Here is a 13,596-nt window from a genome sequence, read left to right as displayed (position 1 = left end):
ATGCTGCTGGTGCCGCTCTACGAGCACCCCGCCGACCGGCCCGAGGACTGGGAGCTGCTCATCCGCTCCGCGGGCCGGCTCCACTCCGTGGTGCTCAACCCCGACAGCGGTCCGGGCCGGGCCCCCGACGAACGGTTCGCCGACGTCTGCGCCCGGCTGCGGGACGCCGGGGTGACCGTCCTCGGGTACGTGGACACGGACTACGGGCGCCGCCCGCACGCGGAGGTGGTCCAGGACCTGCTGCGCCACCGCGACTGGTACGCCACCGACGGGGCCTTCCTCGACCAGGCCGCCGCCGATCCCGCGCTGCTGCCCCACTACGGGCGGCTCGCGGTCTCGGCCCGTGCGGCGGGGGCCCGTACGCTCGTCCTGAACCACGGCGTCCACCCGCACCCCGGGTACGTCGAACTCGCCGACCTGCTCGTCACTTTCGAGGGACCCTGGGACGCCTACCGCGACGCGGCGGCGGCGCCGCCCGACTGGACCGCCGACCACCCCGCCCGGACGTTCTGCCACCTCGTGTACGCGGTCCCGCCGGGCGCGCCCGCCGCGGAGCTCGCGGCGGTGCGCCGGGCGGGAGTGCACTGTGCGGTACCCGGTACGGGCGCGCATCCCTGGGGGACCCTCCCGAACGCCCTGGAGGCAGCCGGATGAAGCGTTTCACCACCGGGCTCGCGGTCATCGCCGTCGGCGCCCTGCTCGTGCTCACCGGATGCTCCTCCGAGCCGGACGACGAGGAGACCCCCGAACCGGGACCCACCCCCTCCACGGCCGTCACCCCCGTCCCCTCCCCGGTGCCGGGGGGCCGCTGGCAGCCACAGCCCGGCACGGCCTGGCAGTGGCAGCTCAGCGGGAAGCTCGACTCCTCCGTGGACGTGCCCGTGTACGACATCGACGGGTTCCTCACCTCCAAGGAGGAGGTGGCCGGCCTGAAGAAGGCCGGCCGCCGCGCCATCTGCTACATCTCCACAGGCGCCTGGGAGGACTTCCGCCCCGACTCCGGGGACTTCCCGAAGGACATGCTGGGCGAGGGGAACGGCTGGAAGGGGGAGCGGTGGATCGACGTCCGGCGCCTGGCCGACGTCGAGCGGCTGATGGCCAAGCGCTTCGACATGTGCCGCGACAAGGGCTTCGACGCCGTCGAACCGGACAACATGGACGCCTACCACAACGAATCCGGCTTCCCGGTGACCGCCGAGGACCAGCTGAAGTTCAACCGGATGATCGCCAAGCTCGCCCACGACCGGGGGCTGGCCGTCGGGCTCAAGAACGACCTCGACCAGATCCCGCAGCTGGTCGGCGACTACGACTTCGCGGTCAACGAGCAGTGCGCGCAGTACCACGAGTGCGACGAGCTGACCCCGTTCATCAAGGCGGGCAAGGCCGTCTTCCACGTCGAGTACGAACTGTCCACGGACGAGTTCTGCACGCGTTCCCGGCAGTTGAAGCTCAGCTCGCTGGAGAAGAAGCTGGAACTGGGCCCCTGGCGGAAGTCCTGTTAGCGGCGGGCACCGGGTCAGGCCACCGGCAGGATCGCGTGCACCCGGTAACCGCCCCCGTAGCGGGGGCCGGTGAAGCAGGAGCCGCCCAGGGCGCCCGCCCGCTCCCGCATGCCCAGCAGGCCGTGTCCGCCGCCCGGGTCCGCCGGCGCGGGGGCGGAGTCGGCCGAGTCCCCGCCGTCGTCCAGCACGGTCACCTCCACCGAGGAGCCCACCCGCACCACGCTGACCTCGGCCTTCGCGCCCGGGCCGGCGTGCTTGCGGACATTGGTCAGCGCTTCCTGGATCACCCGGTACGCCGCCAGGTCCACGGCGGCCGGCAGCGGTCCGGCGTCCGCCCCCACCTGCATGAGCACCCGTACCGGCAGTCCGGCGTGCCGGAAGGTGTCCAGCAGTTCGTCCAGCAGGGCCAGCCCCGGCGCCGGTTCCGTCGGCGCCTCCGGATCGCCCGACTGCCGCAGCAGCCCCACCGTGGCGCGCAGCTCGTTCAGGGCCGAGCGGCTCGCGTCCCGTACGTGGGCCAGGGCCTCCTTCGCCTGGTCGGGCCGCTTGTCCATGACGTGCGCGGCCACCCCCGCCTGGACGTTGACCAGGGCGATGTGGTGGGCCACCACGTCGTGCAGGTCCCGGGCGATGCGCAGCCGCTCCTCGGCGACCCGTCGCCGGGCCTCCTCCTCGCGGGTCCGCTCGGCCCGCTCCGCCCGCTCCCGTATGGCGTCGATGAACGCCCTGCGGCTGCGCACCGCGTCCCCGGCGGCCGCGGCCATCCCGGTCCAGGCGAAGATGCCGATGTTCTCCTGCGCGTACCAGGGCAGCGGGCCGGCCAGCATCGCCACGCCGGTCAGCCCGGCCATCGTCACGAGCCCGATCCGCCAGGTCGTCGGCCGGTCGGTGCGGGAGGCCACCGTGTACAGGGCGATCACCGCGGACATCGCGACGGGCGCCCGCGGCTCTCCGGTGGACAGCTCCAGCAGCGAGACCCCGCAGGTGACGGCCAGTACGGTCCACGGCCTGCGGCGGCGCAGCACCAGCGCCGCGGAGCCGATCAGCATCAGCAGCAGGGAGAACGGTTCGGGGGTGCGGGTGCCGAAGGTGGGCCCGTGCGGTCCGTTCGGATCGGCGAAGGACCCGACGACCATGGAGACGAACGCCCCGAACGCGAGCACGGCGTCGGTGGCGAGCGGGTGCGCCCGCATCCACTGCCGGGTGGGGGCGAGGGGCCCGAGGTCTGTCGTCACCCGGATACGGTACGGCCTGCCGGCGGGGGGGGGCTCCCCTAGAGAAGGGGCGGGGGCCGGCGGACGATCCGGGCGCGGGAGCGGGCCGGGCCCCACTTCGCGCGGACCGTGCACACGGCCATCACGGCGGCGATGGCCGCGAGGTGTTCCTTGCCCGCCAGGTTGTCCTTGAACAGCACCTCGCCGATCATCACGAGGATCACCAGCGCCCCGGTGAAGTACGCCCGGTAGCGCCAGCAGACGTAGATCGCGAGGCCCACCACGGCGGCGGAGGGGCCGGTGTCGTTGACGATCCGGTCGGACACCGGCAGGCCGAAGGGGTGGTCGGGGCCCAGGGAGAGCCCGATGCGGGCGTAGGTGGTGCCGGCGAGGGTGGCGACGTAGCCGATCAGCAGGGTGCGCCACCAGCCGATGCAGATCTCCGAGATCCCGAACACCAGCAGGATCTGGGCGAGGGCCCCCCACACCGGCAGGTCGAGGGCGGGTACGAACAGTGACAGCGGCGTGCGCAGCACGGCGAGCCACAGGGGGTCGACGGCCTTGACGGACCCCAGGTTCTGGACGGGCTGGAAGCCCCATGACGTGTTCTGCACGACCTGGAAGAAGGAGGTCAGGCAGACCGCGCCGATGGTCATCGGGATCGCGCGCCACTTGTCGCGGACGAGCGCGTCCCGGATGGTCCAGAACATGGGGCCCCACTCACGGCGGGCGAACCGCCGTAGTGGGGCCGTCGACCACGACGTCAACGAATCGTCTCCAGATGTCTGCGGTGCAGCCACTTCGGCAGGCCGGGTGCCTCCAGGAAGCCCTCGGCCCGGCCCGCCGCCACACCGATGCGCAGCAGGTCGGAACTCTTCTCGAAGAGCATGAACCGCGGCTCCCAGATCGGCCGGTATTTGGCGTTGGCCCGGTAGAGGGACTCGATCTGCCACCAACGGGAGAAGAAGCTCAGCAGGGAGCGCCACATGCGCAGCACCGGTCCCGCGCCGAGCTTGGACCCCCGCTCGAAGACGGAACGGAACATCGCGAAGTTCAGTGAGACCTGTGTGACGCCGATCTCCTTCGAGCGTTCCAGGAGTTCGATGACCATGAACTCCATCAGGCCGTTCTCGGAGTCCCGGTCACGGCGCATCAGGTCGAGCGACAGGCCCTTGGGGCCCCACGGCACGAAGGACAGCACGGCCCGCAGGTCGCCGTTGCCGTCGGTGCACTCCAGCATCACGCACTGGCCGTCGTCGGGGTCGCCGAGGCGGCCCAGGGCCATGGAGAAGCCGCGCTCGGTCGCGCCGTCGCGCCAGTCGTCGGCCTTCTTGAGGAGGACGTCCATCTCCTCGGCCGGGATGTCGGCGTGGCGGCGGATGCGGACCGTGTACCCGGCCCGCTTGACCCGGTTGAAGGCCTGCCGGACGGTCCGCATCGCGCGGCCCTCCAGCGTGAACTCGTCGGTTTCCACGATGGCCTCGTCGCCGAGTTCCAGGGCGTCCAGTCCGTGCCGGGCGTAGATCTGCCCGGCTTCCTCGCTGGCGCCCATCACGGCCGGCACCCAGCCGTGCTCGCGGGCCTCGGCAAGCCACGGCTCGATCGCGCCCGGCCAGGCCTCGGGGTCGCCGATGGGGTCGCCGGAGGCCAGCGAGACCCCGCCGACGACGCGGTAGGTGACGGCGGCCTTGCCGGTGGGGGACCAGATGACGGACTTCTCGCGGCGCAGCGCGAAGTAGCCGAGCGAGTCGCGGTCGCCCTGCTTGGCGAGCAGCGCCCGCAGCCGCTCCTCGTCCTCGGGGGTGAGCGGGTCGACGGCGCGGCGCGAGCGGAAGGCCGCGAACAGCACGGCGAGCAGCAGCAGCATCGACATCACGTTGATGAAGACGTCCACCCAGGCGGGCGTGGTGATCGCGTTGTACGCCTTGTCGTCGGGCGCGAGCGTGATCAGCCGCATCACGCCGTACCGCCAGCGGGCCAGGAACGTCGCGTCGGCGCGGTCCGGGTCCGTGTTGGTGGCGCCCACCAGCAGGGCGGCGACCAGCGAGGTCAGCAGCAGGCCGACGGCGGCGACGGCGGTGGCCAGCTTCGGGTTCGAGCGGTCGCCCTTGGCGTAGAACTCGTGGCGGCCCACCAGCAGCGCGCCGACGAAGGCGGCCGTCAGGGCGAGCGAGACCCAGTTCTGGGCGTGGTCGCGGAACTCCGGGTAGCACAGGTTGAACTCGCCGCTCGTGCACGGGGCGAACGCGGCGACCGCGAAGGCCAGCAGCAGCATGCCGCTGACCACCAGGTTCAGGATCCACGCGGCCCGCTTGCGGCGGCCCATGGTCACCGCGAGCAGCATCGAGAACAGGCCGGACGCGAACCCGGCCGTCAGCAGGTACGGGGTGTAGAAGTCGGCGGTGTTGTGCCTGCGCAGGTCCTGCCCGAGCGAGAGCCACACCGCGCTGAGGAAGTTCACGAAGGTGACGGCCCGCAGGTACCAGACCGCGAAGGCGGCGCTGCGCCTCGACGAGGCGCTTCCTCTGCGGCTCTCGGCCTTCGCGGCGGGCTCGCCGCCGGACTCCTTCTTGTTGTTGGAACCCTTGCCGGAGGCCTGATCGAGGCTCCGGTCGGTGTCTGCGCTGGTCAAGCGGACCTCTCCCATGAAAAGCGATGATATGGGGCGTCACCGTCCACAGGCAGTGCGAGCACTGCGGACTGGTCAGGCCCGTAGTGCCCGGTGTTTCAGTCCGTCGGCTGTTCCACAGCCGCCCTCTCCGGCAGTTCCGCCACGAGTGCGGCGGCCGCCTGGACCAGGGGGAGTGCCAGCAAGGCCCCGGTTCCTTCCCCCACTGTGACGCCGTGGTCGAGCACGGGGTTGAGTGCCATCCGGTCCAGGGCCTTGGCCTGGCCCGGTTCCCCGCTGGTCTGTCCGGCCAGCCACCAGTCCGGAGCGCGGAAGGCGGCCCGCTGGGCCACCAGTCCGCAGGCCGCCGAGACGACCCCGTCGAGGATGACCGGCGTGCGGCGCACCGCGCACTGGAGCAGGAAGCCGGTGATCGCGGCGACGTCCGCGCCGCCGACCGCCGCCAGCAGCGCCATCTGGTCGCCGAGGACCGGGCGGGCCCGGCGCAGCGAGTCCCTGACGGCGGCGCACTTGCGCATCCAGGCCAGGTCGTCGATCGGCACCCCGCCGCGGCCGGTGACCACGGACGCGTCCGTTCCGCAGAGCGCGGCGACCAGGACGGCCGCAACGGTGGTGCCGCCCACGCCGATGTCGCCGAGGACGACCAGGTCCGTACCGGAGTCGGCCTCCTCGTCGGCGATCCGGATGCCCAGGCGCAGTGCGGCCTCGGCCTCCTGTGCCGTCAGCGCGTCCTCCACGTCGATCCGGCCGCTGCCGCGCCGTACGCGGTGCCGGGTCACGTCCTCGGGCAGCAGCCCGGGGTCGCAGTCCAGTCCGGCGTCCACGACGCGCACGCCCGCGCCGAGCCGCCCGGCCAGGATGGAGACCGGGCTGGTCCCCTCCAGGACGGAACGGACCAGCTCGTGGGTGCTGCCCGCGGCCCGTGCCGAGACACCCTGGGCGGCGATCCCGTGGTCGGCGGCGAACAGCACGACGCGGGGCCGGTCGATCGGCTTCACCGGGACCTGCCCCTGGGCGGCGGCCAGCCATTCGGCGAGGTCGTCGAGCCGTCCCAGAGCGCCGGGCGGCACGGCCAGCCGCTCACGGCGATCCTCGGCGTCACGCCGGACGCCCCCGTCGGGGCGTTCGATCAGATCGGAGAAGTCGTCGAGATTCAGCGTGGTCATTTGCCAGAGACTACAGCCGGTCAGGCCCTCCCTCAGGGGCGCTCCCGCCGATCCCCTGGCGGGCCGTCACCGGGGCTGCTCCTTGAGGGCGAGCGGCTGCCCCGCCACCACCAGCAGGACGTGCTCGCACTCGCCCGCCACCGCGTTGTTGAGGCGGCCCAGCTCGTCGCGGAACCGCCGCCCCGCCGCGGTCGCGGGGACCACGCCGGCCCCCACCTCGTTGCTGACGAGCACCACCCGGCGGCGCGTCGCGCGGACCGCCGCCACGAGGTCGGCCATCCGTCCGCCCAGTTCCTTGCGGCCGCCGGCCGCCCATACGGAGTCGTCCCAGGCGCCGACCCGGTCCATGGCGTCGGTGAGCCACAGCGCGAGGCAGTCGATCAGCAGCGGGGGGCCGGCCCGCTCCAGCAGCGGCACCAGCTCGCAGGTCTCCACCGTCCGCCAGCCGGCCGGACGCCGCTCGCGGTGCAGGCCGACGCGCTGGGCCCACTCCGCGTCGCCGTCGCGGGTGCCGCCGGTGGCGACGTAGACCACCTCCGGGAAGGACTCCAGCCGTCGCTCCGCCTCGAAGGACTTGCCCGAACGGGCACCGCCCAGCACCAGGGTGCGGCGCGGTACGTCCGGCACCGCGTGGTAGTCGCCCGCCACCACCGTGGTGCCGTCGGGTACCGCGCGGGCCCCGGCGGCCGCGCACCGGCGCTCCAGTTCGCGGCCCGGCGGGGTGTCGTGGTCCACGTGCACGGCGATCACGTCCGTGGCCGGGCCGACGGCGCCGCTCGCGCGCAGCCGGGCGAGGGCCTCGGGGCGGCCGAGCACGTCCGCGAGGACCACGTCGTAGGCGCGCCGCGCGGTCGTGCCGTCGGTACCGCTGGGCGCCCCGCCCGGCGGGAGGTACAGCAGCCGGCTCCCGTCCGGGCCGGTGACCTCGTAGCCGGTGCCGGGCGCGTCCATCGGTACCGCCCGCACCCGGTGCCCGCTGATCACCGAGAGCTCCCGCCCGTCCGGCACCCGGCCCGCGGCGGGCAGTCCGGGCGGCAGCTCGACGGGCGGCCCGTCGTGCGGGTGCGTCAGCAGCACCTGCCGCACGCCGGCCAGCGAATGCCCCGCTCGGGCCCCGGCCAGCACCGCCCCGGGCGTCAGGTCCAGCAGCAGCGCGCCGTCCACGAGGACGGCGGTCGCGGCGCGGGCGAGCGGGCCCACGGAGACCGCGCAGGCGGCGCAGGGACAGCCGGGGCGGGGCAGTCCTTCAGGGGTACCGGTGCCGAGCAAGGTGAGTTCCACACAGAGATCCTCCCGCGTCGCCGGTACTGGTGCGCGTCCGGTTACTCTGCGGGCACACTCATGCCGAGAAGTGTGAGATCGCGTGCGAGCAACGGAGGCGGACATGGTGTGGACGTGGCGGTTCGAGAAGGCCGACGGCGCCGAGACGACCCCGGCGGTGGAACCGGAGGAGTTCACCACCCAGGGGGACGCCGAGTCCTGGATCGGCGAGGTCTGGAAGGAGCTCCTCGACGGGGGCGCCGAGCAGGTCACCCTCTTCGAGGACGACACCCTGATCTACAAGATGAGCCTCAGCGCGGCCGCCGAGGCGTAGCCCCCGGCCGGGGCGTCCGGGTCCGACCGGCTTTCGAGCCGGTCTCCGGCGGCGGTCCGCTCCCGTTCCGGCCGGGGTCCGGTCGGAACGGGACGGCGGGCCCGGGGCGGCCCCGTACCGGCGGGGCGGGCTAGCCCCGGACCCCGCACAGGTGCAGGAGCGCCGCCACCGAGCGGTAGGGGTCGGTCCGTCCGGCGCGTTCCTCGGCGGCGAGCAGTGCTTCGAGTTCCTCGTCCGGCGGGAGTTCCGCGCCGGCCTCGGTGCCGTCGGTGAAGACCCGTACGCCGTACCAGGTGGAGAGCGGCGCGCCGATGCCCGACAGGGTGGCCGTCAGATCGGCCAGCCGGTCGGCGCGCACGTCCAGCCCGAGCCGGTTCGTGTAGTCGACGGTGTCGAAGGCCGCGAGCGCCCCGGGCCAGTCCCCGGCCAGCCCCGGCCGCAGGGCGAGGGCGTCACCGTTGCGCACCAGCAGGGACAGCAGGCCGCCCGGCGCCAGCATGCGGGCCAGCCCGGCGAGCATGGCGTCGGCCTCGGGGACGTACATCAGCACCCCGTGGCACAGCACCACGTCGAAGCTGCCCGGCACGAAGTGGGCGCCCGTCTCGCGGCCGTCGCCCTCTAACAGCTGGACGCGGTCCTGGATCCCGGCCGGCTCGGCGGCCAGCGCCGCGTGCGCGACCGCCAGCATGTCGGGGTCCTGCTCCAGGCCGGTGACCTTGTGGCCGGCGCGGGCCAGGCGCAGGGCCTGCGTGCCCTGGCCCATGCCGACGTCGAGGACGCGCAGCCGCTGCCCGACCGGGAAGCGGTGCGTGATCTGTTCCTCGACCTGCCGGCCCACGAGTTCCTGCCGGACCGCGTTGCGCAGTCCGCCCAGCCCTTCGAGCCAGAGCCGGGCCCCCTGTGCGAAGTCCTCGCTCAGGGCCGTTCCCCGCGCTTGACCTGCGGCTTGGGCAGGCGCAGCCGGCGCATCTGGAGGGTGCGCATCAGGCCGTACGCGATCGCGCCGCGGCGCGGCTCGTTCGCGAAGCGCTCGTTCAGCGCCTTGCGGAGGCGGAACGCGAGGCCGATGGAGTCGAGGATGATCAGGACGATCACGCCGAGCCACAGCATCAGCGAGATGTTCTGGATCTGGTTCACCCGGATCATGCTCAGCACCAGGATGATCACGGCCAGCGGCAGGAACATCTCGGCGACCGAGAAGCGGGAGTCCACGAAGTCGCGGACGAAGCGGCGGACGGGGCCCTTGTCGCGGGCGGGCAGGTAACGCTCGTCGCCGTTGGCCAGCGCCTCGCGCTGCCTGGTCATCTCTTCCCGGCGGCGTTCACGGGCTCGCTTGGCGTCCTCCTTGCGGTTGCCGGTCGAGGCCACCACGGCCTTGCGCTGCGACTGGGCCACAGCACGCTTCGGCGTCGGGCGGCCCTTCGGGGCCTGCGGGTCACGGGGCTGCGAGAGGTCGGCGCTCGCCTTGTCGGCGGCGGCGGCCTTCTCTTCCTTGGAGGAGCGGCTACCAAACACAAAACCCAAGCGTACGTGGTCGGGGGCACGGGCCCCACCTCCGCGGGGAACGATCCGGCAACGGCGGGCGTCTTCCCAGTGCGGGGGTTCCGCCGGTCTCGGGGATCACCTACTCCTTACGCCTGATACGGCGGCGGGGTACTCGTCCTGGAGGAGGAGCGCATCCGCACTCGAACAGTGCGGTAATGGAGACAGGGCCCGTACTGTGGGTCCTGTCGGTGACCTGGAGCACAGTCCGTCTAGAAGGGGGCGCGCGAAGCCCATGAGCGGTGTCATGAAGCGTATGGGGATGATCTTCCGCGCGAAGGCGAACAAGGCCCTTGACCGGGCCGAGGACCCGCGCGAGACCCTCGACTACTCGTACCAGAAGCAGCTGGAGCTGCTGCAGAAGGTGCGCCGCGGGGTCGCCGACGTGGCGACCTCCCGCAAGCGCCTGGAGCTGCAGCTCAACCAGCTCCAGGGCCAGTCCGCCAAGCTGGAGGACCAGGGCCGCAAGGCCCTCGCCCTGGGCCGCGAGGACCTGGCGCGCGAGGCCCTGTCCCGCCGCGCCTCGCTCCAGCAGCAGGTCAGCGACCTGGAGGTGCAGCACCAGACCCTGCAGGGCGAGGAGGAGAAGCTGACGCTCGCCGCCCAGCGCCTCCAGGCCAAGGTGGACGCCTTCCGGACGAAGAAGGAGACCATCAAGGCCACCTACACGGCCGCGCAGGCGCAGACCCGCATCGCGGAGTCCTTCTCCGGCATCTCGGAGGAGATGAGCGACGTCGGTCTGGCCATCCAGCGGGCCGAGGACAAGACCGCCCAGCTCCAGGCCCGCGCCGGCGCGATCGACGAGCTGCTGGCCTCCGGCGCCCTCGACGACCAGAGCGGTCTCGGTTCCAAGGACGACATCCAGGCCGAGCTGGACCGCCTCTCCGGCGGCACGGACGTGGAGCTGGAGCTCCAGCGGATGAAGGCCGAGCTGGCGGGCGGCCCGTCGGCGCAGCAGCAGGCCATCGAGGGCGGCGCACCCGGCACGGGAGCGCCGTCGCAGACCCCGCACCGCTTCGACAAGCAGTAGGACAGGGGCCCGTCATGATTGTCCGCATCATGGGGGAGGGGCAGGCGAAGCTGGCCGACAGCCACTTCGCCGAGCTCGACGCACTGGACGACGAGCTGCTCGCGGAGATGGAAGCGGGCGACGAGGAGGGTTTCCGGCGCACGCTGGGGTCGCTGCTCGACGCCGTCCGCCGGCTGGGGACGCCGCTCCCCGATGACGCTCTGGAGCCGTCGGAGCTGATCCTGCCCGCGCCCGACGCCTCGCTGGAGGAGGTCAGGCAGATGCTCGGCGACGGCGGCCTGATCCCGGGCTGACGCGCCCGCCGCCCGCCGCACCCAGGTCACCCGGCGGGCGGGACACAGAAGGCCACAGGGCCCGCTCCCGTACGTCACGGGGGCGGGCCCTCTGCGCGGTGCGGGGGTCTTTCGCCGTCACGGTGTGGGCCCTTCGCCTTCGCGGCGCGGGCCCTTCGCCGTCAGTCCGGGGTGCCGCCGATGAACTCCTCGAACCTGCGGCGCGGCCTGGCCCAGCGCCGGTCGTGGTGGAAGGCCCGCAGTCCCGCCTTGGCCCGCGCGCGGGGGCGGTTCGCGTAGAACCTCTTCGCGTACGGGGACCCGGGCCGGGCCAGGCGCACCGCGCCGATCAGCGCCACGAAGGGGATCACCGTCCCGAACACCGCCGTGCGGGGCTTGCCCTTCCACAGGGCGACCAGGGCCAGGAAGAAGTTTATGGAGGTGTTCATGACCACCAGGCCCCTGCTGTGCCGCTCCTCGGCGGTCAGCTCGTTGACCCCGAAGGGCAGGAAGCCGCCCAGCACCAGCGCGACCACCGCGGCCGTCAGCACCACGACCTCCACGCTCTTGCGGCCCTGCTCGCTCCAGTAGACGTCGTCGAGGTGCAGGATCAGCGCGAACTCGTCCAGCACCAGCCCGGCCCCGAGCCCGAAGAGCACGGCCGAGAGGCCCGCGCCGAAGCTGTGCTGGCCGCTGCCGACCGCGCCGAACCCGCCGACGATCACGAGGACCACCCCCGGGACCACGTGGTGGACGTGCAGCCCGCCCGGGGTGATGTTCTTGAAGGGCCCCCGGCCGGCCCGGATCAGCCGCGTGATCACCCGAGTGACCAGGAACGACAGCACGAAGGACAGCAGGGCGAGCAGGAGCGGCAGCTTGCCCGGCTCGACGATGTTCCGGTACCACCAGTGACCCACGACACCTGCTTCCTTTTTGGCACGTATTGAGCAATTTACCGCCGACTCCGAAGGGGTAGCGTTCGCGCCGATGACAGATTCGTTCGATGATCCACCACCGGCGCCGCCCTCCGAGCGCGCCTCCTTCCGGGACGGGATCCGCTTCGCGTTCGGCACGCTGACCGTGCTGCCCGCGCGGATCACCCGCTGGGACCGGCCCGCCGCCCGCAGCGGCATGGCCTGCGCGCCGCTGGTCGGCCTCGTCGTCGGCCTGCTCGCCGCCGTGCCCGGCAGCCTGCTGCTCCTCCTCGGGGGCGGCCCGCTGCTCGCCGCCGCCGTCACCGTCGCCGTCCCGGCCGCCCTGACCCGCGGGCTCCACCTCGACGGCCTCGCCGACACGGCCGACGGCCTGGGCAGCGCCAAGCCCGCCGACGACGCCCTGCGGATCATGAAGCAGTCCGACATCGGCCCCTTCGGCGTCATCTCCCTGCTCATCGTGTTCCTGGTGCAGGTCGCCGCGCTGGCCGACATCTACGCCGACGGCTGGGCCCACGGCGCCCTCGCCGCCGTGCTCGCCGCCGTCACCGCCCGGCTCGCCATGACCCTGGCCTCCCGCGAGGGCGTCCCCGCCGCCCGGCCCGAGGGCCTGGGCGCGGCCGTCGCCGGCGTGGTCCCGCGCCGCGCCGCCGCCGTGGTCGCCGTCCTCGTCACGGCCGCCGCCGCGCTGGCCGCGCTCCCGCAGGGGCTGCCCGCCGCCGTCCAGCACGCCGCGGCCGTCGGAGCGGGCCTGCTCGCCGCCGACCTCCTGCTGCGCCGCTGCGTCCGCCGCTTCGGCGGGGTCACCGGGGACGTGTTCGGCGCCCTGTGCGAAGTGGCGGCGACCACCGCCCTGGTGGCCCTCTCCCTCGGCTGAGGCCGCGCGCCCGCCCGCGTACCCTCGGGGCATGGCCGAGACGGGGACCCAGACGCAGACCGCCACCACGCCCATCAGGGTGCTGCTCGCCGACGACCAGGCGCTGCTGCGCAGCGCGTTCAAGGTGCTGGTCGACTCCGAGGCCGACATGGAGGTCGTCGGCGAGGCCGCCGACGGAGCGCAGGCCTACGCCCTCGCGCGCGAGCGGCGGGCCGACGTCGTCCTCATGGACATCCGGATGCCCGGCACCGACGGGCTCGCCGCCACCCGCATGATCAGCGCCGACCCGGAGCTCTCCGGGGTCCGCGTCGTCATGCTGACCACCTTCGAGGTGGACGAGTACGTGGTCCAGGCGCTGCGCGCCGGGGCCTCCGGCTTCCTCGGCAAGGGCGCCGAACCCGACGAGCTGCTGAACGCCATCCGCGTCGCGGCGGCCGGCGAGGCACTGCTCTCCCCGGCCGCGACCAAAGGCCTCATCGCCAGCTTCCTCGCCCAGGGCGGCCACGCCGAGGCCCCCGCCGCCGGCTCCGCCCACGCCGAACGGCTCGCCGCGCTGACCGTCCGCGAGCGCGAGGTCCTCGTCCTCGTCGCCGCGGGCCTCTCCAACGACGGCATCGCCGGACGGCTGGAGGTCAGCCCGCTCACGGTCAAGACCCACGTCAACCGGGCCATGGCGAAGCTCGGAGCCCGCGACAGGGCGCAATTGGTGGTCATCGCGTACGAATCGGGCCTGGTCCGCCCGCGCTCCGACTGACCGGACGGGGTCCGCAGTACGACGGAGCGCCGCGGAGTACTGCGGACGCGGTATGCCGCGCATAAGGACGGCACCTGGGAGCGA

At 73.2% G+C, this 13,596-nt stretch carries 15 protein-coding genes; 7 read left to right on the top strand and 8 right to left on the bottom strand.

The genetic code is table 11. The features are described 5' to 3' along the window. Together ABZW32_RS16275 and ABZW32_RS16270 are read left to right on the top strand one after the other, a co-directional pair. Positions 1-654, top strand: coding sequence for a spherulation-specific family 4 protein (locus ABZW32_RS16275; RefSeq protein ID WP_356216141.1), 654 nt, complete (start codon positions 1-3; stop codon positions 652-654). Then, a complete protein-coding gene (locus tag ABZW32_RS16270; RefSeq protein WP_356216073.1) occupies positions 651-1,502 on the top strand; it encodes an endo alpha-1,4 polygalactosaminidase in 852 nt (283 codons plus the stop codon). The genes ABZW32_RS16275 and ABZW32_RS16270 overlap by 4 nt, the downstream gene beginning before the upstream one ends. A 14-nt stretch (positions 1,503-1,516) precedes the next feature. Here the strand turns inward: ABZW32_RS16270 and ABZW32_RS16265 are convergent, their stop codons facing one another. The 5 genes from ABZW32_RS16265 to ABZW32_RS16245 form a co-directional block, all read right to left on the bottom strand. After that, positions 1,517-2,695: a histidine kinase gene (locus tag ABZW32_RS16265; protein WP_356216138.1), complete on the bottom strand. Its 1,179-nt coding sequence runs from the start codon at positions 2,693-2,695 to the stop codon at positions 1,517-1,519. Between the two features lie 80 nt (positions 2,696-2,775). Next, positions 2,776-3,426, bottom strand: coding sequence for a hypothetical protein (locus ABZW32_RS16260; protein WP_356216071.1), 651 nt, complete (start codon positions 3,424-3,426; stop codon positions 2,776-2,778). A gap of 53 nt (positions 3,427-3,479) precedes the next feature. After that, positions 3,480-5,363 (bottom strand): phosphatidylglycerol lysyltransferase domain-containing protein, encoded by a 1,884-nt coding sequence (locus ABZW32_RS16255; RefSeq protein WP_356216069.1) that lies wholly within the window; start codon positions 5,361-5,363, stop codon positions 3,480-3,482. An 80-nt stretch (positions 5,364-5,443) separates the two neighbouring features. Then, entirely contained in the window at positions 5,444-6,511 is a 1,068-nt protein-coding gene (gene cobT, locus ABZW32_RS16250; RefSeq protein WP_356216067.1) for a nicotinate-nucleotide--dimethylbenzimidazole phosphoribosyltransferase, read from the bottom strand. A 66-nt stretch (positions 6,512-6,577) separates the two neighbouring features. After that, positions 6,578-7,792 carry a bifunctional adenosylcobinamide kinase/adenosylcobinamide-phosphate guanylyltransferase gene (locus tag ABZW32_RS16245; protein ID WP_356216064.1) on the bottom strand — a complete coding sequence of 405 codons (1,215 nt, stop codon included), beginning with the start codon at positions 7,790-7,792 and terminating at the stop codon, positions 6,578-6,580. A 103-nt stretch (positions 7,793-7,895) separates the two neighbouring features. Between ABZW32_RS16245 and ABZW32_RS16240 the strand changes: the two genes are divergently transcribed. Next, the gene (locus ABZW32_RS16240) at positions 7,896-8,105 is read left to right on the top strand and encodes a hypothetical protein (protein WP_030233143.1); all 210 of its coding nucleotides are present in this window, start codon (positions 7,896-7,898) and stop codon (positions 8,103-8,105) included. A 130-nt stretch (positions 8,106-8,235) separates the two neighbouring features. On the opposite strand, the gene ABZW32_RS16235 is transcribed toward ABZW32_RS16240, so the two are convergent. Together ABZW32_RS16235 and ABZW32_RS16230 are read right to left on the bottom strand one after the other, a co-directional pair. After that, positions 8,236-8,943, bottom strand: a complete 708-nt coding sequence (locus tag ABZW32_RS16235) for a class I SAM-dependent methyltransferase (RefSeq protein ID WP_356216061.1) — start codon at positions 8,941-8,943, stop codon at positions 8,236-8,238. Positions 8,944-9,020: 77 nt separating this feature from the next. Then, positions 9,021-9,620, bottom strand: a complete 600-nt coding sequence (locus tag ABZW32_RS16230; protein WP_356216058.1) for a DUF3043 domain-containing protein — start codon at positions 9,618-9,620, stop codon at positions 9,021-9,023. Between the two features lie 262 nt (positions 9,621-9,882). On the opposite strand from ABZW32_RS16230, the gene ABZW32_RS16225 reads away from it, so the two are divergent. Both ABZW32_RS16225 and ABZW32_RS16220 read left to right on the top strand, forming a co-directional pair. Then, the gene (locus ABZW32_RS16225) at positions 9,883-10,677 is read left to right on the top strand and encodes a PspA/IM30 family protein (protein WP_285522730.1); all 795 of its coding nucleotides are present in this window, start codon (positions 9,883-9,885) and stop codon (positions 10,675-10,677) included. Between the two features lie 14 nt (positions 10,678-10,691). Next, positions 10,692-10,970 (top strand): hypothetical protein, encoded by a 279-nt coding sequence (locus ABZW32_RS16220; RefSeq protein ID WP_356216055.1) that lies wholly within the window; start codon positions 10,692-10,694, stop codon positions 10,968-10,970. A 161-nt stretch (positions 10,971-11,131) separates the two neighbouring features. Here ABZW32_RS16220 and ABZW32_RS16215 read toward each other — a convergent pair whose 3' ends face one another. After that, positions 11,132-11,866: a hypothetical protein gene (locus ABZW32_RS16215; RefSeq protein ID WP_356216052.1), complete on the bottom strand. Its 735-nt coding sequence runs from the start codon at positions 11,864-11,866 to the stop codon at positions 11,132-11,134. 70 nt (positions 11,867-11,936) lie between these two features. On the opposite strand from ABZW32_RS16215, the gene cobS reads away from it, so the two are divergent. Beyond that, positions 11,937-12,758: an adenosylcobinamide-GDP ribazoletransferase gene (gene cobS / locus ABZW32_RS16210; protein ID WP_356216049.1), complete on the top strand. Its 822-nt coding sequence runs from the start codon at positions 11,937-11,939 to the stop codon at positions 12,756-12,758. A gap of 31 nt (positions 12,759-12,789) precedes the next feature. Next, positions 12,790-13,512, top strand: coding sequence for a response regulator transcription factor (locus tag ABZW32_RS16205; RefSeq protein ID WP_356216046.1), 723 nt, complete (start codon positions 12,790-12,792; stop codon positions 13,510-13,512). Positions 13,513-13,596 lie beyond the last annotated feature (84 nt).

The sequence above is a fragment of the Streptomyces sp. NPDC004667 genome, assembly GCF_040609475.1.
Taxonomy (GTDB): Bacteria; Actinomycetota; Actinomycetes; order Streptomycetales; family Streptomycetaceae; genus Streptomyces.
The sequence above is the reverse complement of the archived record's forward strand: the minus strand, read 5'-3'. Positions and strand labels throughout refer to the sequence as shown.

Bases quoted from the DNA above. Each gene is read 5' to 3' on its own strand.
- ABZW32_RS16275 (WP_356216141.1), top strand. From the start codon at position 1: ATGCTGCTGGTGCCGCTCTACGAGCACCCCGCCGACCGGCCCGAGGAC.
- ABZW32_RS16270 (WP_356216073.1), top strand. From the start codon at position 651: ATGAAGCGTTTCACCACCGGGCTCGCGGTCATCGCCGTCGGCGCCCTG.
- ABZW32_RS16265 (WP_356216138.1), bottom strand. From the start codon at position 2,695: ATGCGGGCGCACCCGCTCGCCACCGACGCCGTGCTCGCGTTCGGGGCG.
- ABZW32_RS16260 (WP_356216071.1), bottom strand. From the start codon at position 3,426: ATGTTCTGGACCATCCGGGACGCGCTCGTCCGCGACAAGTGGCGCGCG.
- ABZW32_RS16255 (WP_356216069.1), bottom strand. From the start codon at position 5,363: ATGGGAGAGGTCCGCTTGACCAGCGCAGACACCGACCGGAGCCTCGAT.
- cobT (WP_356216067.1), bottom strand. From the start codon at position 6,511: ATGACCACGCTGAATCTCGACGACTTCTCCGATCTGATCGAACGCCCC.
- ABZW32_RS16240 (WP_030233143.1), top strand. From the start codon at position 7,896: ATGGTGTGGACGTGGCGGTTCGAGAAGGCCGACGGCGCCGAGACGACC.
- ABZW32_RS16225 (WP_285522730.1), top strand. From the start codon at position 9,883: ATGAGCGGTGTCATGAAGCGTATGGGGATGATCTTCCGCGCGAAGGCG.
- ABZW32_RS16220 (WP_356216055.1), top strand. From the start codon at position 10,692: ATGATTGTCCGCATCATGGGGGAGGGGCAGGCGAAGCTGGCCGACAGC.
- cobS (WP_356216049.1), top strand. From the start codon at position 11,937: ATGACAGATTCGTTCGATGATCCACCACCGGCGCCGCCCTCCGAGCGC.
- ABZW32_RS16205 (WP_356216046.1), top strand. From the start codon at position 12,790: ATGGCCGAGACGGGGACCCAGACGCAGACCGCCACCACGCCCATCAGG.